We start from the raw sequence: 20,831 nt of genomic DNA on the forward strand, positions 1-20,831 counted from the left end.
GCCGTGTTATACACTGCACAGCGAACGCATGCCAACCGCCGGGACCGAATGTCTGCCAAATCCTGCTTCGTGCTGACATTCCTGCTGATCCTCTCCAGTGCCTGCGCGCGCGGTGCCGAGGTGCAGGTCGCGGTAGCGGCGAACTTCAGCGAACCGATGCGTCGCATCGCGGAGCTTTTCGAGGCCGCCAGCGGCCATCGTGCCCGACTCAGCTTCGGCGCCAGCGGCATGTTCCATGCCCAGATCAGGGCCGGGGCGCCATTCGACGTTCTGCTGTCGGCGGACCAGAAAATCCCTGCGGCGCTGCTCGCGGAGGGTTTGGCTCTCCCCGGCACCCGTCGCACCTATGCGCGCGGACGACTGGTCCTGTGGTCAGCCGACCCGAAGTTGGTCGGCGGCGGCCCCGAGATCCTGCAAGACACCAGCTGGCGCCATCTCGCGATCGCGAGTCCGCAGCTCGCCCCCTATGGAGCGGCCGCGGCCGAAGTGATCGCGGCGCTCGGGGTGCGCGAGACGCTGGCGTCACGCCTGGTACAGGGCGAGAACATCAGCCAGGCCTACCAGTTCGTTGCCACCGGCAACGCCGAACTCGGCTTTGTTGCCTGGTCGCAGGTCATCGACAAAAACGGGCGGCCCGCCAGCGGCTCGTCATGGCTGGTACCGGCGACCCTGCACCAGCCGATCCTGCAGGACCTGGTGCTGCTGCTGCCCGCGAAGCACAACCCCGCCGCCATGGCACTGCTGGAGTTCCTGCAATCGGCAACGGTGACCGCGCTGATCCGCGACTCCGGCTACGAGATCTGAGGCGACGATGCTCGATGCAAGCGATTTCGATGCGATCTGGCTCACGCTTCGGCTTGCCTCCGTGGTCACGGTCCTGCTGCTGCTGATCGGTGCGCCGATCGCATGGTGGCTGGCGCAGACGCGTTCGCGCTGGCGGGGGCCGGTCGCGGCGCTGGTGGCGCTGCCTCTGGTGCTGCCGCCGACCGTGCTCGGCTTTTACCTGCTGTTATTGCTGGGGCCGCAGGGACCCGTGGGCCGGCTCACCCAGGCGCTCGGCATCGGCCTGTTGCCGTTCAGTTTTGGCGGATTGGTCGTGGCCTCGGTGATCTATTCGATGCCCTTCGTGGTCCAGCCCATGCGCAACGCCTTCGAAGCCATCGGCCAGCGTCCGCTGGAAGCGGCGGCGACGCTGCGCGCCGGTCCGCTGGATCGCTTCTTCACGGTGGCACTGCCGCTTGCGCGGCCCGGCATGGTGACCGCTACCGTGCTCGGTTTTGCACACACGGTCGGCGAGTTCGGGGTGGTGCTGATGATCGGCGGCAATATTCCGGGACGGACCCGCGTGATCTCGGTGCAGATATACGATCGCGTCGCGGCCCTCGAGTATGCCTCGGCGCACTGGCTCGCGGGCGGCTTGGTGTTGTCGAGCTTCCTGGTGCTGCTGTGGATGTACGGTCGCGGTGGCGGTGGCTGGCGTGCTTGAAGCGCGATTTCAGCTGACACGCGAGGGCTTCACGCTCGATGCGCAACTGCGGGTACCGATGCGCGGGGTCAGCGCGGTGTTCGGACCCTCGGGCTGTGGCAAGACCACGCTGCTGCGCTGCCTGGCCGGGCTGGAACGGGTGCCTGGCGCACAGATGCGCCTCGACGAGCACGTCTGGCAGGATGACAGGCAATTCGTGCCGGTGCACCGGCGTTCGCTGGCGCTGGTGTTCCAGGACGCGAACCTGTTCGAACACCTCGATGTACGGCAAAACCTGGCCTATGGCATGCGTCGGGTCAAACCCGCCGAGCGCCGGGTACCGCTCGAGCGGGCCATCGAGTTGCTGGACATCGGCACCCTGCTGCAGCGACGCCCGGGCTCGCTCTCCGGGGGCGAACGCCAGCGCGTGGCAATTGCGCGCGCGCTGGCGACAAGTCCGCGCCTGCTGTTGATGGATGAACCGCTGGCATCGCTGGATGCGGCACGCAAGGCCGAGGTGCTGCCCTGTCTCGAGCGACTCCACCAGGAACTCGATATCCCGATAATCTACGTCAGTCATGCGCTGGACGAGGTCTCCCGCCTCGCCGATCAACTGGTCCTGATGCAGGCCGGACGAGTGCTCGCCAGTGGCGGGCTGGTCGAGATGCTGTCCCGGCTCGACCTGCCGCTGCAACTGGGAGAGGATGCGGGCGTGGTGCTGCCGGCACGCGTTGCGCTTCGCGATGAGCGCTGGCAACTGGCTCGCCTGGATGTCGATGGCGGCTCGCTGTGGACGCGCGACCAGGGCCATGCAAGCGGCAGCGCGGTCCGGGTGCGGGTGCTGGCACGCGATGTCAGTCTGGCGCTCGGTGCGCTGCCTGACACCAGCATCGGCAATCAGCTGTCCTGCGTCGTCGAGGAGATCGCCGACGACACGCACCCGGCAGACGTTCTGGTGAAGGTGCGATTCGGCAATTCCACGCTGGTTGCGCGCCTGACCCGGCGCTCGGCCGAACGCCTGGCATTGCAGCCTGGCATGGCGGTGTGGGCCCAGGTCAAGACCGTCGCGCTGAGCGATTAGGACCTGCCCCGACCCAGGGGTGCGAGCCTTCGTGTGGGCACCTGGGCTAGAATTGCGCCATCCACGATTATCAGACGAGGTGCGATATGAGCGACATCGAACTGCAATTGCAGAAAATGCGATTACACGCCGGCTTCATCGCCGCGCTCGACCAGAGTGGCGGCAGTACGCCGAAGGCATTGCAACTCTACGGGATCGACCCGCAGGCATGGTCGAACGAACGGGAGATGTATGACATCGTGCACCAGATGCGTACCCGTATCATCACCAGCCCCGCGTTTGGGGGCGATCGCATCCTCGGTGCCATCCTGTTCGAGAACACCATGGAGCGCCGCATCGATAGTCTGCTCACCGCGGATTATCTGTGGAATATCAAGAATATCGTGCCGTTCCTGAAGATCGACAAGGGACTCGCCGCAGAGGCCGAAGGTGTACAACCCATGGCGCCGATGCCAGGCCTGGCGGAGCTGCTGCGCAAGGCCAGGGTCAGGAACATCTTCGGCACCAAGATGCGTTCGGTGATCAAACAGGCCGACCCGAGCGGAATCGCCGCGCTGGTAGTTCAGCAGTTCACGATCGCGCGCCAGATTCTCGATGCCGGGCTGGTGCCGATCATCGAGCCGGAGGTCGATATCCATTGCCCCGAGAAAGCGGGCGCCGAACATCTGTTGAAAACGGTGCTGCTCGAGGAACTCGATCGGCTCGACTCCGAACAGCAGGTGATGTTGAAACTCACGCTACCGGAGCGCGACGACTTCTACGCCGAGTTCGTTGACCACCCGCGCGTCGTGCGCGTCGTCGCGCTTTCGGGCGGCTATACCCGTGCCGATGCCAACGCGCGCCTGGCCCGCAACCACGGCGTGGTGGCCAGCTTTTCACGGGCGCTGAGCGAGGGGTTGCTGGCTGGTCAGAGTGATTCCGGGTTCAACAGTCTCCTCGATGAATCGATTGCCAGCATTTATCGCGCATCGGGTACCTGAATACGCACCGCGCACGCGGGCGGTCCCTGCGCCAGCGGACCAGACCCGCTCGCAACACGCCGCTTCTTCGGGAGGCGCAATCGTCAAACCTTGGGTTCGCGGAGAAGCCGGATGGAATTGAGTGCAGTGCTGGCCGGACTGGTATTGCTGGGCTTCGGTTGCCAGTGGCTGGCATGGCGCACACGCCTGCCGGCGATCCTGTTCCTGTTGATCTCCGGACTGCTGCTCGGGCCGGTAACCGGGCTGATCGACCCGCAACAGATCTTCGGCGAGATGTTCTTTCCGATGGTGGAAATCGGGGTGGCGATCATCCTGTTCGAGGGCTCGCTGACGCTGCGTTTCCGCGAGATCCGCAGTTTCGCGCCGGCAATCGTGTTGCTGGTCACGGTGGGCGCGGCCATCGCGGTCGCCGGACTGGCCGCCGCCGCGCATCACCTCGCGGGATTGCCCTGGCCTGTCGCGCTGCTGTTCGGCGCGATCAACTGTGTGAGCGGACCTACGGTGATCATCCCGCTGCTGCGCGCCGTGCGTCCGAACGCCAGGATCGCCCAGGTGCTGCGCTGGGAAGGCATCATCATCGACCCGATCGGCGCGATGCTGGCGCTGCTCGCCTTCGAGGCGATCGTGCTCGGTTCGCAACAGCACACCGGCGAACTCCTGCTGTTGACGGTGGGCGCAGGTACCGCCCTGGGCCTCGCGGCCGGGTTCGCGATTGCGGAATTGTTGCGCCGGCAGTGGGTGCCGGAATTTCTCGACAATTTCCTGGTACTCGCCGCGGTGGTCGGGACCTACGCGATATCCAACCTGTGCGCGGAGGAATCCGGGCTCCTGGCGGTCACGGTGATGGGCATCACGATGGCCAATATCCGCAACCTCGATGTCGAGCACATCCTGAATTTCAAGGAAAACCTGTCGATCTTCCTGATCTCGATGATGTTCATCGTGCTCTCGGCACGCATCGAATGGCCGTCGGCTGACAACTTCCTGGCCGGTCTGGCGATCCTGGCAGTGGCGACACTGGTGATCCGTCCGCTGTCGGTCTACGTGTCCACGCTGTTCAGCCCGCTGAAATTCGCCGAGCGCACCATGGTCGCCTATGTCTCGCCGCGCGGAATCGTCGCCGCCGCGGTGTCGGCATTGTTTGCGCTGCGCCTCGAGGAGCAGGGAATCAGCGGCGCCAACGAACTGGTGGCGCTGACCTTCATGATCATCATTGGCACCGTGGTGCTGCAAAGTGTCACGGCGGCCCGGGTAGCACGCTGGCTGGACGTGGTGCAACCGCAATCGCGCGGCGTGCTGATCGTCGGCTCCAGCGAATTGCCGCGCCTGCTGGCCCAGGCACTGCAGAAGCAGGAGATTCCGGTACTGGTGGCCGATGACGACTGGCAGGGCATCAGCCAATGCCGCATGACCGGAATCCCCACCTATTTCGGCAACCCGGTGTCCGAGCACGCGGAGGCTGCACTGCCCCTGTCCTCGATGCGCTGGTTGCTCGCGATGTCGACCCGGATCGAGATGAACTCGCTGGCGTGCATGCGCTATCGCGGCGATTTCGCCAAGAACAACGTGCTGCGCATGCGCCTTCTCGGCACCGGCGAGGCACCGCGCCAGTCCCATGCCAAGGCACTGCAGACACCGGCCATTTTTGCCAAGGGAATTACCCACGCGCTGATCACCCAGCGCCTTGGCGAGGGCTGGCAGCTGCGCACCACGCGCATGAGCGAGAGTTTTCGCTGGAAGCAGTTCATCGAGCAATTCGACGATGCGCCGTTGCCGCTGTTTGCGCTGAGCGACAAGGGCATGCTTCACTTCTTCACCGAACTCGGCTCGCTCGAGCCCAAGGCCGGCTGGAAGGTCACGGTGCTGGCGAGCGCGAAGATCGAAGCGGTATTGGATGAGGAAGCGGAACTGGCTGCAGCCGCAAGCAACGCGCCCACGCCCGCGACGTCGGTGTGAATCCCGGCGCGTCCGTGCTCAGTTGGCGGAATTCTCTCCGGGCGATGCCTCGAGTGCTGCCGCTGCGCGCTCCAGCTGCTCGGCAGCGGCGTCGGCTGCGAAATGACGCCGCGCCCAGCGCAGGAAGTCATCGACTATCAGGTACAGCGCCGGTACCAGCAGCAGTGTGACACCGGTCGCGAACAGCACGCCAAACCCGAGCGAGACCGCCATCGGCACGAACAACGTCGTCGACACGTTGGCCGTCGCCATCAGCGGGGCCAGTCCGAAGAACGTGGTGGCCGAGGTAAGCAGGATCGGCCGAAATCGCACCGCGCCTGCGCGCAGTACCGCCGGGACCAATTCCATCCCGGAGCGCCGCTGCTGGTTCACGTAGTCGACCAGCACCAGGCTTGCGTTCACCACCACTCCGGAGAGTGCGACGATGCCCAGCAGCGAAAAGAACACCAGGTCGATTCCCATAAGCAGATGGCCCAGCAGCGCACCGATGAATCCGAACGGGATCGCGCTCATGATGACCAGCGGTTGCAGGTAGGAACGCAGCGGGATGGCGAGCAGTGCGTAGATGATCAGCAATGCCATCAGGCTCATCTCGCCGAGCCCCTTCATCGCTTCGGCACGATCCTCGGCTTCACCCGCGAGTGCGAAGCTGATTCCCGGGTAGCGCTCGGCGATGCGCGGCAACTCGGTTTTGGCAATCGAGGCCAGCACCCGCTCGGGGGTGTTGACACTGCGGTCCACATCGCCCCTGACGCTGATGACACGCTGTCCGTCCACCCGGTTGATGGTGGAATAGCCGCGCCCCAGCACCATCCGCGCCACGCTCAGCGACGGAACTTCCGCACCTTCCGCGGTACGGATGCGCAGGTTCTCCAGATCGCCGAGCGAGGCGCGCTCGGCCTCGGGGAATCGCACCATAACGCGCACATCGTCACGACCGCGCTGCACGCGCTGTGCTTCCTCGCCATAGAATGCCTGGCGCACCTGGGTGCCGAGATCGCGCTGCGACAGGCCAAGCAACTCCGCTTCCGGACGGATCGCCAGCAGCACTTCCTGCTTGCCGGCACGGAAGGTGTCGCTGAGGTCGAACACCCCGTCGTAGCTCTGCAGGGTTGCCCGCAATTCGGCGGCCGCGGCGCCGAGTTGCGCCACATCGCGCCCGCGCAACTGGATGTCGATCGGTTTGCCGGCACTGAACGCCTCGGCGGTGAATGCCAGTTCCAGCGCATCGGGAATCCGCGCTGTCAGGTCACGCCATAACCCTGCGGCCTCGGTGGAGTTCATTCCACCACGCTCGCGATAAGGCGCCAGCTCGATCAGCACCTCGGCATAATTGCTGCCCTCGCTGCCACCGAATTCCAATGTTCCGCGACCGATGCGCTTGCCCACCGATGTCATCGTGTGGAGCACCACCGACTCTTGCGCAGACCGACCCTGATCGAGCCGCTCGCGCAAACGCTCGGCCGATGATTCCAGTCGGCGCGCGGCACGCTGCGTGACCTCCGCCGAGGTACCCTCCGGCATGGTCAGTGTCGCGTACAGCCGGTCACCTTCCACCGAGGGAAAATACTGAAACACGATGCGTTCACCTGCAATCATTCCGCCCATCACGATCATGCAGCCGAGACCGATGGCACAGACCAGGTAGCGATACTCGACCACTTTCAGCATCAACGGGTTGTAGTGATTGGCGATCAGCCGCTCGAGCCAGTTCGACACCGCATCCTGTATCCCGGCAACCCGGCCCTCGCGCTGCGCGGACGTGCGGCGCGCCCTGCGGTGGGCGAGATGCGAGGGCAGAATCAATTGCGATTCAACCAGGCTGAAGCTCAGGCAGAGAATCACGGTGACGCCCACGGCGGCGAAGAAAGAGCCCAGATTGCCGCGAATCGTGATGATCGGCAGAAACGCCGCCATCGTGGTCAGCACCCCGAAGATGACCGGAATGGATACTTCGCTGGTGCCGCGTATCGCGGCGCTGCGTGCATCCATGCCCTGCGTTTGATAGGCGTGTATGCGCTCGCCCACCACCGTGGCGTCATCGACCACGATACCGAGTACCAGCAGAAAACCCATCAACGACAGCGAACTGATGGTGAGGCCGACGACCGGGAACAGTGCCAGCGCCCCGAGGATGGCAATCGGGATTCCGGCACTCACCCACAGCGCAACCCGCAGGCGCAGAAACAGCGCCAGGATTAGCACCACCAGCACGAAACCGCTGAAGGCGTTACCGAGCAGCGCATCGAGCCGATCCACCAGGTCCTGCGACTCGTCGCGTGATATCACCAGGGCAATGCCGCTCGGGAGCGAGTCCTGCTTGCGTGCCAGATAGGCCTTCACGGCACGCGCGATCTCCAGCGTATCCTCGTCTCCTATCCGCGAAATCCGCAGCATCACCGCGGGATTGCCGTCGAAGCGCACCCGCAGATCGGTATCCTCGAAGCCATCGACCACGGTGGCAATCTCGCCAAGCCTGAGCGCGGTGCCGTCGGCACGCTTGAGCACCACCACATCCTCGAATTCCCGGCCTGCGTAGAGTTGTCCCTTGCTGCGCAACAGGATTTCGCCTTCATCGCTTTTCAGCGAACCGCCCGGCACATCGAGACTGGCATCACGAATCGCCTCGGCCACCCGCTCGAATGTCAGTCCATGACGACGCAGCTGTTGCTCGGAAATTTCGATCGAAATCTCGTAGGGACGCGCATAGAGCACTTCAACCTGGCTGATGCGCGAATCCTCGGTCAGCTCCTCGCGTACCTCCTCGGCAAGTTCCTTCAACGCACGCTCGTCGGTGGGGCCCGAAATCGTGATTTCCATCACCGTGCTGGTTACGGTGACTTCCGTCACCACCGGGCGTTCAGTCTCGCGCGGGAAGGTACTGATCGAATACACCCGCGCGTTGATATCATCGAGCGCCTTGCTCTTGTTCGCATCGTGAAACAGCTCGACGCTGATATTGCACAGCCCTTCCATGGCAGCGGTATTGATCTTCCTGATGCCTTCGAGGCCCCGAATCGCCTCCTCGATGCGGATGCAGACACCCTTTTCGACCTCTTCGGGCGCTGCGCCACGATAGGGCACCGTGATCTGCACATAGTCGGTATCTACGTTCGGAAATTCCTCCTTGCGAATCTGCGGCAGCATCAGCAGGCCGCCCACGACCAGGATCAGCATCAGCAGGTTGGCGGCAACCGGGTTGTCGACGAACCAGGCAATCAGGCGCGGCACGCACTTACTCCTGCGCTTCCGCGTCGTCACGCAGCGCGGTGACCGGCATGCCGTCCACCACCAGCTGCAGCGAGGAAACGCAAACCCGCTCGCCGCGCGCAAGCCCGGAGCGGATCAGTACCAAATCGTGCTCGATGCGCAGCACCTCGACCTGACGAAAGCGCAGGCGCTGCCCGGCGTCGATCACCAGCACCCGGTTACCATCGCGCATCGCGGTGCGTGGCAGTTCGATGACTCCGCTCGCCAACGGCCCGCGGATCTCGGCATCGACGAACAGGCCCACCGGCAGGGGCAACTGCCCGTCGCCGTCGGGGTTCTCGACCCGTGCCACGACATGCACCATCCGACTGCGCGCATCGATCTCGCCCTCGGTGCGCACGATGCGCCCGTCCCAGGTCAATTCGCGGCCACCAAAATGCGCGCGCAACCGCACCGGTGCCGCCTGCGCGCTGCTCACCGTTCCGCTCAGCATCAGTTGCGGGTCCAGAAATGCGAGCTGGCGGTCCGCGATCGGCAGGCGGATCTCGACATAATCCGCGGCATAGAGTGTCGCGACACTGTTGCCGCGACTCGCCATCTGCCCGATATCGATACGTTTGCTGCGCACGCGCCCGCTGAAAGGGGCACGGATTTCACAGCGCTGCAGATCGAGGCGCGCACGCTCCACCGCCACTTTCGCCTCCTCGCGCGCCGACGCGGTCACACGCATTGCGCGCAACGCATTCTCCGCCTGCGAGCGGCTGGTCAGATCACGCGCCTGGAGCTTGCTGAGCCGTTCATTCTCGAAGTGTGCGTACTCGGCTTCGGCCTGCGCCCGCACCAACGCTGCCTCGGCGCTGCCGAGCGCATTGCGGTAATCGCGCTCGTCGATTCGCAGCAGAACTTCCCCGGCCGCGAAGCGCCCGCCCGAGGCCAGCGCCGGAGACAGCCACACCACGGTGCCCGAAATTTCCGGTATCAGCTCGGACTCGGTGCGTGGCTGGACCTCACCCTGGGATATGACCGTCAGGCGCATATCGCGCGGCTGAACCTCGACAAAACGCACCGCGGTTGGCGGCCGCTCGACCGTATGCGGCACCAGTTGCGAGCGTGTGAGGTACAGCAGCAGCGCAATCAGCAAGGCCGCGATCACCACCAGCGGCGGCAAAAGACGCCGCCATGTGGTCCGCGCGCGCCGCGCGAGCGGCGCAATCGGTGACAGTCCGGTATTCATGCATCATTTGCTGTGTTGAGGCGGAGCGACAGTTTAGCTGATCGCATGCACTTCCCGGCGTAAATATCTGTTCATATCCAGCGCCGCGAATGCCGCGCCCGTGCGGCATCGCACCGCCGCGCAAGGTGCACTGTGCTAGGCTTTGAGCGTCGCGTTCGGTACTGGCAAAAAACCTGCTGCATGAACCATCTCGTTATTGCAATTTTTCTCGCCGTGGTGCTGGCAGCCTATGGTGGCGCGGCTGCCGGGGGCTTCGGGTTCCTGTGCGGAATCGGCTTCGGTCTGCTGCTCGGCCTGCAGTTGCGCACTCATGACCGGTTGCGACGGCTCGAGTTGCAACTCGAACAAGCTCCGGCTCCGGACGAGTGCGCGGATGAGCGCCACCCGCCCTCGCCCGCCGCTGCGCAATCCCTTGGCTCTGTTGCCCTCAAGGCGGTTGCAATCTCCGCCGCCGCAAGGGACGGGGACGATGCTCCACGCGCGGCCAGTGTCCTGCGCCGGCAAGACCACCCCCGTGCACCTGGCATCATCGAACGCGCGCTCGTGTGGCTCAAGCGCTATATGAGCACCGGCAATGTGGTGGCCAAGGTCGGGGTGCTGGTGCTGTTCGTCGGCGTCTCGTTCCTGTTGAAATACGCCGTCGAGCGCAATGCGCTGTCGATCGAGTTGCGTCTTGCCGGAACTGCTCTCGGAGCACTGGCATTGCTGGTTGGCGGGTGGCGACTGCGCGCCCGGCGCGCGGCCTTCGGATTGATCCTGCAGGGTGCGGGAGTCGGAATTCTCTACGTCACGATATTCGCGGCGGCACGCCTCTACCAGGTGCTGCCGCTGGGATTGACCCTGCTGCTGTTGCTCGCACTGGTGGGACTTTCCGCATTTCTCGCGGTGGTGCAGGACTCGCGCGCGCTTGCCACGCTGGGCACCGTCGGTGGCTTCCTGGCGCCGATACTGACCTCGACCGGCAGCGGCAATCATGTCGCGCTGTTCAGCTATTACGCCCTGCTCAATCTCGGCATCGTCGGCATTGCCTGGTTCAAGGCCTGGCGAATCCTGAACTGGGTGGGATTCATGTTCACCTTCGTGATCGGCGCGGCCTGGGGTTACCGGTTTTATACGCCGGCACATTTTGCCAGCACCGAGCCGTTCCTGATCCTGTCGTTCCTGTTCTATCTCGCGGTTTCGGTACTGTTTGCGCAGCGTCATCCACCGCGTCTGCGCGGTTACGTGGACGGCACCCTTGTGTTCGGGCTGCCGCTGGTGTTCCTCGCGCTGCAGGCAGCGCTGGTGCGCGATATCGCTTTCGGACGCGCGTGGAGCGCACTCGGGATGGGGTTGGTCTATCTCGCGGCGGCACGCTGGTTGTGGAACCGCAACATAGCGCATATGCGGATGCTGATCGAGTCGCTGCTGGCGCTCGGAGTGGTGGCGCTGAGCCTGGCAATTCCGTTCGCCTTCGACGGGCACATCACGGCGACGGCCTGGGCGCTGGAGGGTGTCGGACTCGTGTGGATCGGGATTCGCCAGCAACGGGTTCTGGCGCGTGCCTTCGGTTCGCTGCTGCAACTCGCGGCCGGTGCGGCATTCCTGGTGATTCATTCGCACGGTGGCGACGACGAAATCATGGTGCTGAACGCACGCTTCCTCGGCAGCCTGTTCATCGCGCTGGGCGCATTGCTGGCGAGCTTTCTGCTGTGGGATGCACGCAAAACGCTACGTGCCGGGGAACGAGCGCTGAGCATCGTGTTGCTGGCATGGGGTGTGCTCTGGTGGCTTGGCGCGGGCAACCACGAAATCGGGCTGCATATCGCGCCGCGATTCGAAACCGCCGCGCTGCTGCTGTTCCTTTCGCTGAGTGCGGGGGCGCTGGCGCAAGCCGCGGCACGTCTCGACTGGCTGCCCGCAACCCGCGTAACCCTGTTGTGGCTGCCAGCCTTTGCATTGCTGGCGCTTTCACAGTTCCACGACAGCGCCGCTGCCGGTCCGCTTGCCGGATTGCGCTGGCTGGGGTGGTTGTGCGCTGCGGGGACAGCGTGCCTGGTGCTGCGGCGCGCCGAGCCAATCCACGCGGATTCCGTACTGGGCGTGGGCCATGCATTGCTGTGGTGGAGCGGATTGCTGCTCGTGTGCTGGGGCCTGGACTGGTCGATCGGCATCGCCATGCCGCACGCCGGCAGTTGGGCATTCGCTGTATGGGGCGTGGTGCCGGCGCTGATGCTGGTGCTGATATTGCGCCTCGAGGATCGTGTGAAGTGGCCGCTGCAGCGCTTTCGCACCCTGTATATCGCCAATGCGCAATTGCCGGTGGCCGGCGCGGTGCTGGTGTGGGTGCTCGGCGCCTGCCTGCGCGCCGGTGATCCGTACCCGCTCGATTTCCTGCCACTGCTGAACCCGCTCGATCTGGCCCAGGCCACCAGCCTGTTGCTGGTGCTGCGCTGGTGGCTTGCCGTGCGCGATGAGCCCCGGCTGCTGCTGCGCCCGCTGCCCGCTTTCCTGGTACCGGCGCTCGTCGGTAGCATCACTTTCCTGTGGCTGAACGCTGCCACCGCGCGCACGGTGCATTTTTTCGCGGCGGTGAGCTACACGCCGCAGGCGTTGCGACACTCCGCGGTATTTCAGGGCAGCATCTCGGTGCTGTGGGGCCTCAGCGCGCTGGCGCTGATGGTGGCGGCCACGCGCAGCGCGCAACGCCGGTTGTGGCTGAGTGGCGCGGCACTGCTGGCGTTGCTGGTGCTCAAGCTGTTCTTCATCGATCTTGCGGGCAGCGGTACCGTGGCACGCATCGTCTCGTTCATGGCGGCTGGAGGGCTGATGGTGCTGATCGGGTACCTGTCGCCTGCGCCACCCGTCGCCCCTGCGGAGCATCGCCCATGAAGCGGTTTCTGGTATCCGGAGCACTGCTGCTCGCCCCACTCGCGGGCTTCGCCGAACTCGACCCGCGGCAATTTGCCGACGGGTTTTCGATCGATGCACCCGCCGGCGCCGCGGTGTATCGCCTCACCCTCGGCGAAGAGGTTTACCGCAGCGCGCGGCACGCCGACCTCGGAGACCTGCGGGTATTCAACGGCAGCGGCGAGGCGGTTCCGCATTCGCTGCTGCGCTCCGGATCGCGCAAGGCCTCGCCGCTCGGCCAGCAAACATTGCCCTTCTACCCGCTTTACGAAAATAGCGACCACGGCGCCGGCGGCACGGTGCATATCGCCATTGCCGCGGACGGATCGATCGTCGATCTGAAAACGCCCCCTGACGACAGCGAGCGCTTGCGCGCCTATATCGTGGATACCGGCCAGAGCACGGCGTCGATCGCCGGTCTGGATCTCGAATGGCTACGGCCCGCAGCAGGCTTTCTTGGCACGGTTGCCGTGAGCAGCAGCAGCGATCTTGGCGCCTGGCGTGCGGTGGGCAGCGCCACGCTGGCCGATCTCGATCATGGCGGGCATCGGCTGCAGCAGCGCCATATCGAACTGCTACAGCCACTCGAGCGCTATCTGCGCATCGACTGGCCCGCAGGCCACGACGATATGGCGCTCGCTTCGGTTCACGCCCGCCTGCAGGCGCTCGAGCCGGTGCCCGCCGAACAGTGGTCCGGTGTGAGCGGCGAAGCGGCGCCGGACCCGGAGCGCGGATTTCGCTTCGACGCGCTGGCGGCACTGCCGGTGAACCGTGTGCGCATCGTCCTCGACCAGGACAATACACTGGTGCAGTTGCGCTGGTATTCGCGCAACGCGCCCGGCGCGCTGTGGCACGACCACGGCAGCGCGGTGGCTTATCGACTGAACCTCGACGGCACGTCCCTGATCAGCCCCGATCTGGCACTGGGCACCCGTCGTGACCGCTACTGGCGGGTGGAAGTGGTCGATGGCGATGCCGCCGCACTTGGACGAAAACCGCGGCTCGAGCTGGGCTGGCAGCCCGATGAGCTGCGGTTCATGGCCCGCGGCGAACCACCGTTCCAGCTCGCGGTCGGCGCACTCGAGCGCAGCGATCCGGGACCTGGTGTTGATTCGCTGCTCGCCGGTTTCGATGACGCGCAGCGTGCCGCACTGATCATGGACGCCACGCTTGGCCCGCGTCACACCCTGGGCGGCGCGGCGGCGCTGCGCGCGGCGGCACCGCCAATCCCCTGGCAACGCTACCTGCTGTGGTCGGTCCTGATCGCCGCGGTACTGATGCTGGCGCGCATGGCGCTCAACCTGTACCGTGAAATCAGTGCGCAGTGATCGAATGGGTTGACCGCGGTGGCCTCGGTTCAGGATCGGTACAGGTCCGGCAGACTCATGGCGCTGTGAGTTGCCGCCATCGCGGGGCCGCTACTGACGCCGCGCACGAAACGGGAACGAACCGATGAACACGACTGCCGAACAAGACAGCGCCGCGCGCCTCGACGATCTCGAGAGCCGCATCGCCCACCAGGATGCAACCATCGACAAGCTGAACGAGGTGGTGTGTGCGCAGTGGGCCACGATCGACCGCCTGACCCAGCTGATGGAGCGCCTCGAGCAACGGGTGCAGCATCTCGACGAGCGCGAGGGTGCAGCGCCGCCCATCGAAACGCCGCCGCATTACTGAACGATTGCGCTTCTAGGACCAGCGACGGCAGCCTGGCGCCATATCCGCCCGCTCCAGCCGGATCGGAAAACGCGAGCGGATGCTGGCGTCCACCGCCGGGTCCATGTGCTCGGGATAGTGCGTCGACAGGATGCGCCGGGTCCTGCCGTGCGCGAGTTCCAGGATGTCCTGCTTGCCGCTGTGCTCCCACTCCCCCGGCGTGCGCCGATCGGCCGTGTGGGGGTACAGGTACTCCGATTCCATCAGTTCCAGGGTCTGCGCGCTGCCCAGGAAATGACCGGCGCCGAACACGGTGTCGTGAATCACATCGTAGGACAGGGTCGCATCGTTCACCTCGATACCCCGCAGCACACGCATCACGTTGCCGGCCATGTCATCGTCGATCACCATCCCCTCGAACGACATGCCGATCAGGCTGCCGAGCATGCCGGGATAGTGGCACACCATGTTGCTGCCCGCGAGTGCCGCGGCCAGCGTGGTGATGCCTTTTTCGTAGCCGGCCTGCGCATCCATCAGCTTGGAGTCGCTCATGCCGGAGGGCATCGAGGTGATCAGGCCGTAGTGGTTGCAGATCTGGGCAGCGGCCGCGATTACCAGCGCCTCCTCACCGCTACCCCCGCTGAACGCACCGGTGCGCAGGTCCGATATGAACGGCCACATGCCGAAGTTGAGCGCACTCCCCGGGCGGATCAGGTTCGTCACACACAGGCAGCCGAGGGTCTCGGCAAAAGTCTGTGCCAGGGCACCGGCAAGCGCGGCCGGTGCGGTTGCGCCGGCTTGCGCCGCGACCGCGATATCGCCCGTCAGCCCAAGTCTTGCCGTCTTGATCAGCACCTCGAGGTTGTCACTCCCGAAGCGCAGCGGCGAGACGATCGGGCAGCCACCGAAAGTGCAGAAAGGCCGTTCGAGGAAGGCGCCCTCGCGGCCGCGAAAGGTGTCGAACATCGCGATGATCGTATCCACGTTGTCGGCCATCGCGATGCCCAGCGCGAAAGGCTTGCTGGTGCCCGCGAGTTGCGCGTAGGCGATGTTGATGTCGTGCAATGGCACGTCCCCGCTCAGCTCCGAGGCAATGAAAGTCTGGCCAAAAGCGTGGATGTTCTCGAGATGATCGGCGAGGCGCGCGGCATCATAGAGGTCCACCAGGGTCGATGGACGGTAGTGCCCGGATGCGAAATCCAGGATGCTGATGGCCTCGCCGGAGGTGCTGAAGATCACCCGCTCGCCCTTGATCTCCTGGTCGTGGCGGGGATCGACCCCGTACATCACGTACTCCGTGGCGGCCACCGCGATCAGGTCCTCGACCAGGGCGCGCGGAAAGCGAATCCGGTTGTGCTCACGGTCATGGATACAACCCGCGGGGATCGCCACCTCCAGCAAGTCCTGGCTCGGGTCACCGATGCCGATGTTCTCGAGAATCATCAGCGCGGTATCATTGATACGCCGGATGTCGGATTCGCTGAGCGGACGATATTGACCGCCGCTCATTCCCGGCCATATGGCGCGTTTCGCCGCTCCCCCGGCGCGTGCCGCCTTGCGCGCCTCGCGTCCCCCGGACCGGCGCGCGCGAGGCGCTTCCTCGCGTAGCGTGTCGCTGCACATGCTGCCCCTGCGTTTTAACCGATTGTTCAACTTCATTATACGTTCGTATAATTCTGAAAATCCAGAGCCATCGCATATGCACGGCCGTGGACGGTGACCGCCCGGGTTCGCAGGGCTGGATCGGGGTGCAGCGAAACACGGTCAGCTTTGCACTGGCTACCGGCCGGAATCGGCGTCCGCACTCCTTGACACATGTCATGGCAGCTTTTTTCCGCCACGCAATTGTGTATGCTCACTGGCATTTCTGTCCGGAGCAAATCCATGATCCGCCCACGTGTTACCGCAATCCTCACGGCGCTGGCATTCGCCGCGCTGTTTCCGCTCGGCGTCCTCGGCGCCGAAACCACCGCCGATCTCGAACTGCAGGAAGGGTATGTCGATCCGCAGAGCGGGGTCAGGGTCGATAAGATCACCCCTGACGAGACGGCGCAGACCCAGCAGATACTGCTCGCCGTACCGCGTACCAGCGGCCCCATCGACGAGGTGGTGGTCATGGGGAAGCGGCCCGAATCCACGAACCTGGTGGAACTGCTGCAATCGGTGCCACACCGTTTCGTGAATGACTACGATCACGACTACTACGGGCTGGTGATCTACCTCGGGCGCAAGGAAACCCTGCCGATTCGCCTCTACCTGAATTCGGCGCAGCACGATCCGGGGGCGATCGCCCCCTGAGACCTCCCCGATTCCACGCGTACTCGGCGCGTGCGCGCTGCCGTCCCCGGAGTTTCTGCACGATCTTGCGATTGACTACACTGTTGCCCCGAATGGCGAGCGAGCGAAGCAGACCGACGCGCATGAACGCAGCAGACCGCGGCATTCCGATCGCACTGAAAGTGCTGTACCTGTTGTGGGTGCTGTTGTGGCTGCCGCTCTACTGGAATCACTACGGTCCGCAGAACCAGTTGTGGATGTGTGACGTCGCCGGCATCGTGGTGTTGTTCGGGCTGTGGCGGGAGAGTCCATTGTTGCTGTCATCGCAGGCGGCAGGGGTGCTGATCGTACAGATCGTCTGGAGCGCGGACTTCCTGGGCGCTTTGCTGTGCGGGCGCCATCTCGTGGGCGGCACCGAATACATGTTCGATACCTCGCTGCCCTTGCTGTTGCGCGCGATGTCGCTGTTTCACCTGGTCATGCCAGCGCTGTTGATCTGGAGCCTGCGGCGAACCGGCTATCACCGCTCGGGTTGGGTCGTGCAGACACTGCTCATCTGGGTGCTGTTGCCCGTGACTTTTCTCGTTACCGAGCCGCAGCTCAACATCAACTGGTTGTGGCGACCATTTGGGGTCCACCAGGATTACGTGCCGCCCTCCGGCGTGTTTCTGGTGATGATGCTGGCCTACCCGCTGGTGTTGTTCTATCCGACGCACCTGGTGTTGCGCCGGCTGCTGCGACCGCACCGCCATGAGTAGAACGATCGTACTCGGCGCGAGTGGTTTCCTCGGAAGTCATGTCGTGCGCGCGCTGGTCGCCGCGGGGCGCGAGGTACGCATCCTGACCCGCCCCGACAGCGACACCTCGGCAACCGATGACCTGGATATCGAGCGCGTTCATGGCGACGCGCTGGATCGCGCGTCCCTCGCGCGCGCGATCGGCGGCTGCGACGGGGTGTTCCACTGCATCGTCGATACGCGCGCCTGGCTGCGCGACCCGCAGCCGCTGTACCGGGTCAATGTCGACGGCCTGGTCAACGCGATGGATGCCTCGCTGGCGGCCGGAGTGCAGCGTTTCGTATTCACCAGCACCTACGCCACGCTGGGGCGCAATCCCTCCGGCGCCTCCAGCGAAGCGGATATCTTCAACTGGCCCGACAAGGCACCACACTACGTCAAATGCCGCGTGGCCGCCGAGCAGCGATTCTTCGAGTATTGCCGCGAACGCGGCCTGCCTGGCATCGCCTGTTGCGTGGCCAATACCTACGGTGCCGGGGATATCGCGCCCACGCCCCATGGCGCCTTGATCCGGAACGTGGCGCTCGGCAGGATACCGGTGTACTGGGACGGTGGTGCTCCATGTCTCGGAATCGAGGATGCCGCCAGTGGAATGATTGCGGCCGAACGCCTCGGCCGCGTTGGTGAACGCTATATCCTGAGCGATCGCTGGTTCGATTACCGGGAGTTGTTCGCCGTCGCGGCACGCGCGGCCGGACGCGCGCCGCCCGCCGTCAGGGTGCCGATGTCGCTAATGTATGCCGCGACCTTCGCGTGTGATGTTTACTGCCGCTTCACCCGCACCGACAGTTTCTTTTCGGTAGCCTCGCTGCAATGCGCCAGCCTGCTGCCGGATGCCGATGCCACCAGGGCCCGCACGGAGCTGCAATGGCGCCCGCGGGCAACGGCGCTGGCAATCGCCGAGGCCGTGGATTTTTACCTGGGCCGACCGTCGTGAGCGCGGTCGCGGGTCGCGACGCCGTGCTGGCGTCCACCCGGATTGTTCCGGACCAACCAGCCGTAGCAGAGGTACATCGATGATATCGGCAAAGGAAAAAGTGTTGAGCGGACAAACATGGGATGCGTTCTGCGATGCCCTCAAGGCAGCGGGCAGGGATATCCTGCACGACTCCGCCGCCGACGAACTCGAGTGCGCCGAAGGTTTCCGTTATCTCGCGCGGCTGACCGCGCACGGCCTGCGCACCAGCTTTTCTTCCGCGGCGCTGTCCGCACCGGCCTTCAATTACGATGCGCCGAAGATCGGCGCCAACAATCCCGATTTCATGTACGGAGCCTGCCGCATCAGCGCCGCCTGCAGCTATCGTATCCGCGGCCGCGCCAACGACGCCTGGAATTTCAATATCGGCGCCTACCATGGCAGCCTCGGCAGTGCGCAGGGGCTGCAATGCAGCGGCTTTCTCGCCTCCTCCGCCCTGCACACGGATACCGACGGACAGTTCGTGATCATCGCCAGCCAAACCAGGCATCCCGGAAACTGGCTGCAGCTGTGCCCCGAATCTACCCAGCTGCTGGTACGCCAGACCATCCTGAATCCGGGCCGGGACGCTCCCGCCGCGCTGAGCGTGGAGATCATCGAGGGCGATGCCCGCGCGCCGCTCGCGCCCCTCGATGCGGAGCAACTCGATCACAGCCTCGACATGAGCGCGAAGACCGTGCACGGCATCGTGCGCCAGTTCATCGGCTGGACCCGTGATTTTCGCCAGCGTCCCAACGAGATTCACCCGATCAGGGACGAGCTGCTGGGGCGCGCCCGCGGTGATCCCAACTCCCGCTACAGCTACGGATATTTCGATCTCGCCGATGACGAGGCCCTGTCGATCCGGTTGCAACCGCCCGCCTGCGAATACTGGAATATCCAGCTCGCCAACCACTGGATGGAATCGCTCGACAATCCCGACATCCCCTCCTCGATCAATCTTGCCAATGCCCGCGTGCGCGCGGACGGATCGGTCCACGTGGTGGTGAGCCAGCGCGATCCCGGTCTGCCGAACTGGCTCGACACCCAGGGCCACCGACGCGGCGTGATCGCATTGCGCTGGGTCGGAGCGCCGGTGCAGCAACCCCCGCCGGTGCGCCGTCTCAAGCTCACGGAGCTCGGTCCGGAGCCTGCGTCGTGAGCCAGACCCGTTTTGCCGCGCGTCTCGCCGAGTTCCATCAGCAGGCGATCGACAGCTGCGGCTGGGACGATTTCGGTGGCAACGAGTACCGGGTGGCGCTCGAGCAGTACACGCGTTCGCTCGATCAGGGGGCCCGGCTTTCGGTACAGGGAGAAACGATGCTGGCGCAGGGTATCGTCGGCCATCTGCGCGGGCGTCTCTACAGCGAGCACTACAAGAGACTGCATCCGGAATACGCCGCGCAGCAGATCACGCGCCCGCTGTTCATCGTCGGCCTGCCCCGCAGCGGCACCAGCGCATTGCACCGGATCCTCACGGCGGATCCGCAACACCAGGGGCTGGAATACTGGCTCGGACAGACGCCGATGCCGCGTCCTGGGCGCAACCTGTGGCCGTCGCTGCCGGAGTTCACGGAGTGCCGCGCCGGGCTCGCGCAGTATGCTGGGCTGGCGCCGCAGCTGATGGCGATCCATGAAATGGCGGCGGATGAAGCCGACGAATGCCGGCTACTGCTGCTGCAGAGCTTTGCCAATGTGACGCTGCAGTCCAATGCCCGCGTTCCGGAGTACGAGGAATGGCTGTACGGTGCCGATTTCGCGCCGGTATACCGCCGCTATCGTGACAACCTGCGTCTCATCGGGCTCGGCAACGAGGCGCGCTGGATCCTGAAGGATCCCAGCCATCTGTGGGCGCCGCGCGCCTTGCTGCAGACCTTCCCCGATGCCTGCATCGTGCAGACCCATCGCCACCCGCGTGAATTGATTCCCTCGGTCAGCAGCCTGGTATACAACGCGCGCCGGATGTTCGAGCCCGCGCTCGAGAAGCACGAAGTCGGTCGGCAGCAGTTACGGCAGTGGGCACGGGTGCTGAACAATCTCGCCGCGCTGCGCCGCGACAATCCACAACTGCAGGTGCACGATTTACGGATGGAGGATCTGCAACGCGATCCGATGGGCTGTATCGAGGGCATCTATCGACGCTTTGCAATGCCCTTCGATCGCCACAGCCGGCAGGCGGTGAGGCACTGGACCGAGCAGCGTCCCGCGGCGCGCAACCCGACCCACCGCTACAGCGCCGAGGAATTCGGTCTCGATGATGCCACCATCGGGCACGCCTTCGAGGACTATATTTCCACCTTCCTGCCCGGGCGCTGATCCGCGTTGCTGGCT

The 20,831-nt window shown here is 64.7% G+C and carries 16 protein-coding genes; 13 read left to right on the top strand and 3 right to left on the bottom strand.

The genetic code is table 11. The features are described 5' to 3' along the window. Positions 1 to 48: 48 nt before the first annotated feature. The 5 genes from modA (at position 49) to IPF49_01435 (ending at position 5,482) form a co-directional block, all read left to right on the top strand. Entirely contained in the window at positions 49 to 804 is a 756-nt protein-coding gene (modA, locus tag IPF49_01415; GenBank protein ID MBK6286304.1) for a molybdate ABC transporter substrate-binding protein, read from the top strand. A 7-nt stretch (positions 805 to 811) separates the two neighbouring features. Beyond that, entirely contained in the window at positions 812 to 1,486 is a 675-nt protein-coding gene (modB, locus tag IPF49_01420; protein ID MBK6286305.1) for a molybdate ABC transporter permease subunit, read from the top strand. Beyond that, positions 1,389 to 2,546 carry a molybdenum ABC transporter ATP-binding protein gene (modC, locus tag IPF49_01425; GenBank protein MBK6286306.1) on the top strand — a complete coding sequence of 386 codons (1,158 nt, stop codon included), beginning with the start codon at positions 1,389 to 1,391 and terminating at the stop codon, positions 2,544 to 2,546. The genes modB and modC overlap by 98 nt, the downstream gene beginning before the upstream one ends. An 86-nt stretch (positions 2,547 to 2,632) precedes the next feature. Further along, positions 2,633 to 3,526 (top strand): fructose bisphosphate aldolase, encoded by an 894-nt coding sequence (locus tag IPF49_01430; protein MBK6286307.1) that lies wholly within the window; start codon positions 2,633 to 2,635, stop codon positions 3,524 to 3,526. A gap of 111 nt (positions 3,527 to 3,637) precedes the next feature. After that, positions 3,638 to 5,482 (top strand): sodium:proton antiporter, encoded by a 1,845-nt coding sequence (locus tag IPF49_01435; GenBank protein ID MBK6286308.1) that lies wholly within the window; start codon positions 3,638 to 3,640, stop codon positions 5,480 to 5,482. Between the two features lie 18 nt (positions 5,483 to 5,500). Here the strand turns inward: IPF49_01435 and IPF49_01440 are convergent, their stop codons facing one another. Both IPF49_01440 and IPF49_01445 read right to left on the bottom strand, forming a co-directional pair. Beyond that, positions 5,501 to 8,659 carry an efflux RND transporter permease subunit gene (locus IPF49_01440; GenBank protein ID MBK6286309.1) on the bottom strand — a complete coding sequence of 1,053 codons (3,159 nt, stop codon included), beginning with the start codon at positions 8,657 to 8,659 and terminating at the stop codon, positions 5,501 to 5,503. Positions 8,660 to 8,717: 58 nt separating this feature from the next. Next, positions 8,718 to 9,926: an efflux RND transporter periplasmic adaptor subunit gene (locus tag IPF49_01445; GenBank protein MBK6286310.1), complete on the bottom strand. Its 1,209-nt coding sequence runs from the start codon at positions 9,924 to 9,926 to the stop codon at positions 8,718 to 8,720. 180 nt (positions 9,927 to 10,106) lie between these two features. On the opposite strand from IPF49_01445, the gene IPF49_01450 reads away from it, so the two are divergent. From IPF49_01450 to IPF49_01460, 3 genes are all read left to right on the top strand, one after another. Beyond that, positions 10,107 to 12,797, top strand: coding sequence for a DUF2339 domain-containing protein (locus tag IPF49_01450; protein ID MBK6286311.1), 2,691 nt, complete (start codon positions 10,107 to 10,109; stop codon positions 12,795 to 12,797). Next, complete coding sequence (locus IPF49_01455; GenBank protein MBK6286312.1) at positions 12,794 to 14,143, top strand: DUF3999 domain-containing protein; 1,350 nt, start codon at positions 12,794 to 12,796, stop codon at positions 14,141 to 14,143. The genes IPF49_01450 and IPF49_01455 overlap by 4 nt, the downstream gene beginning before the upstream one ends. A 124-nt stretch (positions 14,144 to 14,267) precedes the next feature. Continuing rightward, positions 14,268 to 14,492 (top strand): SlyX family protein, encoded by a 225-nt coding sequence (locus IPF49_01460; GenBank protein MBK6286313.1) that lies wholly within the window; start codon positions 14,268 to 14,270, stop codon positions 14,490 to 14,492. 12 nt (positions 14,493 to 14,504) lie between these two features. Here the strand turns inward: IPF49_01460 and IPF49_01465 are convergent, their stop codons facing one another. Then, positions 14,505 to 16,094 (bottom strand): trimethylamine methyltransferase family protein, encoded by a 1,590-nt coding sequence (locus IPF49_01465; protein MBK6286314.1) that lies wholly within the window; start codon positions 16,092 to 16,094, stop codon positions 14,505 to 14,507. A 261-nt stretch (positions 16,095 to 16,355) separates the two neighbouring features. Here IPF49_01465 and IPF49_01470 point away from each other — a divergent pair, with 261 nt between their 5' ends. The 5 genes from IPF49_01470 (at position 16,356) to IPF49_01490 (ending at position 20,816) form a co-directional block, all read left to right on the top strand. Continuing rightward, on the top strand, positions 16,356 to 16,769 hold the full coding sequence (locus IPF49_01470) for a hypothetical protein (GenBank protein ID MBK6286315.1): 414 nt from the start codon (positions 16,356 to 16,358) through the stop codon (positions 16,767 to 16,769). Between the two features lie 122 nt (positions 16,770 to 16,891). Further along, on the top strand, positions 16,892 to 17,506 hold the full coding sequence (locus tag IPF49_01475) for a hypothetical protein (protein ID MBK6286316.1): 615 nt from the start codon (positions 16,892 to 16,894) through the stop codon (positions 17,504 to 17,506). Continuing rightward, a complete protein-coding gene (locus tag IPF49_01480; GenBank protein MBK6286317.1) occupies positions 17,499 to 18,482 on the top strand; it encodes an NAD-dependent epimerase/dehydratase family protein in 984 nt (327 codons plus the stop codon). The genes IPF49_01475 and IPF49_01480 overlap by 8 nt, the downstream gene beginning before the upstream one ends. 103 nt (positions 18,483 to 18,585) lie before the next feature. After that, entirely contained in the window at positions 18,586 to 19,662 is a 1,077-nt protein-coding gene (locus IPF49_01485) for a DUF1214 domain-containing protein (protein ID MBK6286318.1), read from the top strand. Then, positions 19,659 to 20,816, top strand: a complete 1,158-nt coding sequence (locus IPF49_01490) for a sulfotransferase (GenBank protein ID MBK6286319.1) — start codon at positions 19,659 to 19,661, stop codon at positions 20,814 to 20,816. The genes IPF49_01485 and IPF49_01490 overlap by 4 nt, the downstream gene beginning before the upstream one ends. The last annotated feature ends 15 nt before the right edge of the window (positions 20,817 to 20,831 follow it).

The organism is Gammaproteobacteria bacterium (assembly GCA_016705365.1).
GTDB lineage: Bacteria > Pseudomonadota > Gammaproteobacteria > Pseudomonadales > UBA5518 > UBA5518.

Excerpts from the sequence above, each read along its gene's own strand:
- modC (MBK6286306.1), top strand. The coding sequence starts at position 1,389 with ATGCCTCGGCGCACTGGCTCGCGGGCGGCTTGGTGTTGTCGAGCTTCC.
- IPF49_01470 (MBK6286315.1), top strand. The coding sequence starts at position 16,356 with ATGATCCGCCCACGTGTTACCGCAATCCTCACGGCGCTGGCATTCGCC.
- IPF49_01460 (MBK6286313.1), top strand. The coding sequence starts at position 14,268 with ATGAACACGACTGCCGAACAAGACAGCGCCGCGCGCCTCGACGATCTC.
- IPF49_01435 (MBK6286308.1), top strand. The coding sequence starts at position 3,638 with ATGGAATTGAGTGCAGTGCTGGCCGGACTGGTATTGCTGGGCTTCGGT.
- IPF49_01455 (MBK6286312.1), top strand. The coding sequence starts at position 12,794 with ATGAAGCGGTTTCTGGTATCCGGAGCACTGCTGCTCGCCCCACTCGCG.
- IPF49_01480 (MBK6286317.1), top strand. The coding sequence starts at position 17,499 with ATGAGTAGAACGATCGTACTCGGCGCGAGTGGTTTCCTCGGAAGTCAT.
- IPF49_01475 (MBK6286316.1), top strand. The coding sequence starts at position 16,892 with ATGAACGCAGCAGACCGCGGCATTCCGATCGCACTGAAAGTGCTGTAC.
- IPF49_01465 (MBK6286314.1), bottom strand. The coding sequence starts at position 16,094 with ATGTGCAGCGACACGCTACGCGAGGAAGCGCCTCGCGCGCGCCGGTCC.
- IPF49_01440 (MBK6286309.1), bottom strand. The coding sequence starts at position 8,659 with ATGCTGATCCTGGTCGTGGGCGGCCTGCTGATGCTGCCGCAGATTCGC.
- IPF49_01430 (MBK6286307.1), top strand. The coding sequence starts at position 2,633 with ATGAGCGACATCGAACTGCAATTGCAGAAAATGCGATTACACGCCGGC.
- modA (MBK6286304.1), top strand. The coding sequence starts at position 49 with ATGTCTGCCAAATCCTGCTTCGTGCTGACATTCCTGCTGATCCTCTCC.
- IPF49_01445 (MBK6286310.1), bottom strand. The coding sequence starts at position 9,926 with ATGAATACCGGACTGTCACCGATTGCGCCGCTCGCGCGGCGCGCGCGG.
- IPF49_01450 (MBK6286311.1), top strand. The coding sequence starts at position 10,107 with ATGAACCATCTCGTTATTGCAATTTTTCTCGCCGTGGTGCTGGCAGCC.
- modB (MBK6286305.1), top strand. The coding sequence starts at position 812 with ATGCTCGATGCAAGCGATTTCGATGCGATCTGGCTCACGCTTCGGCTT.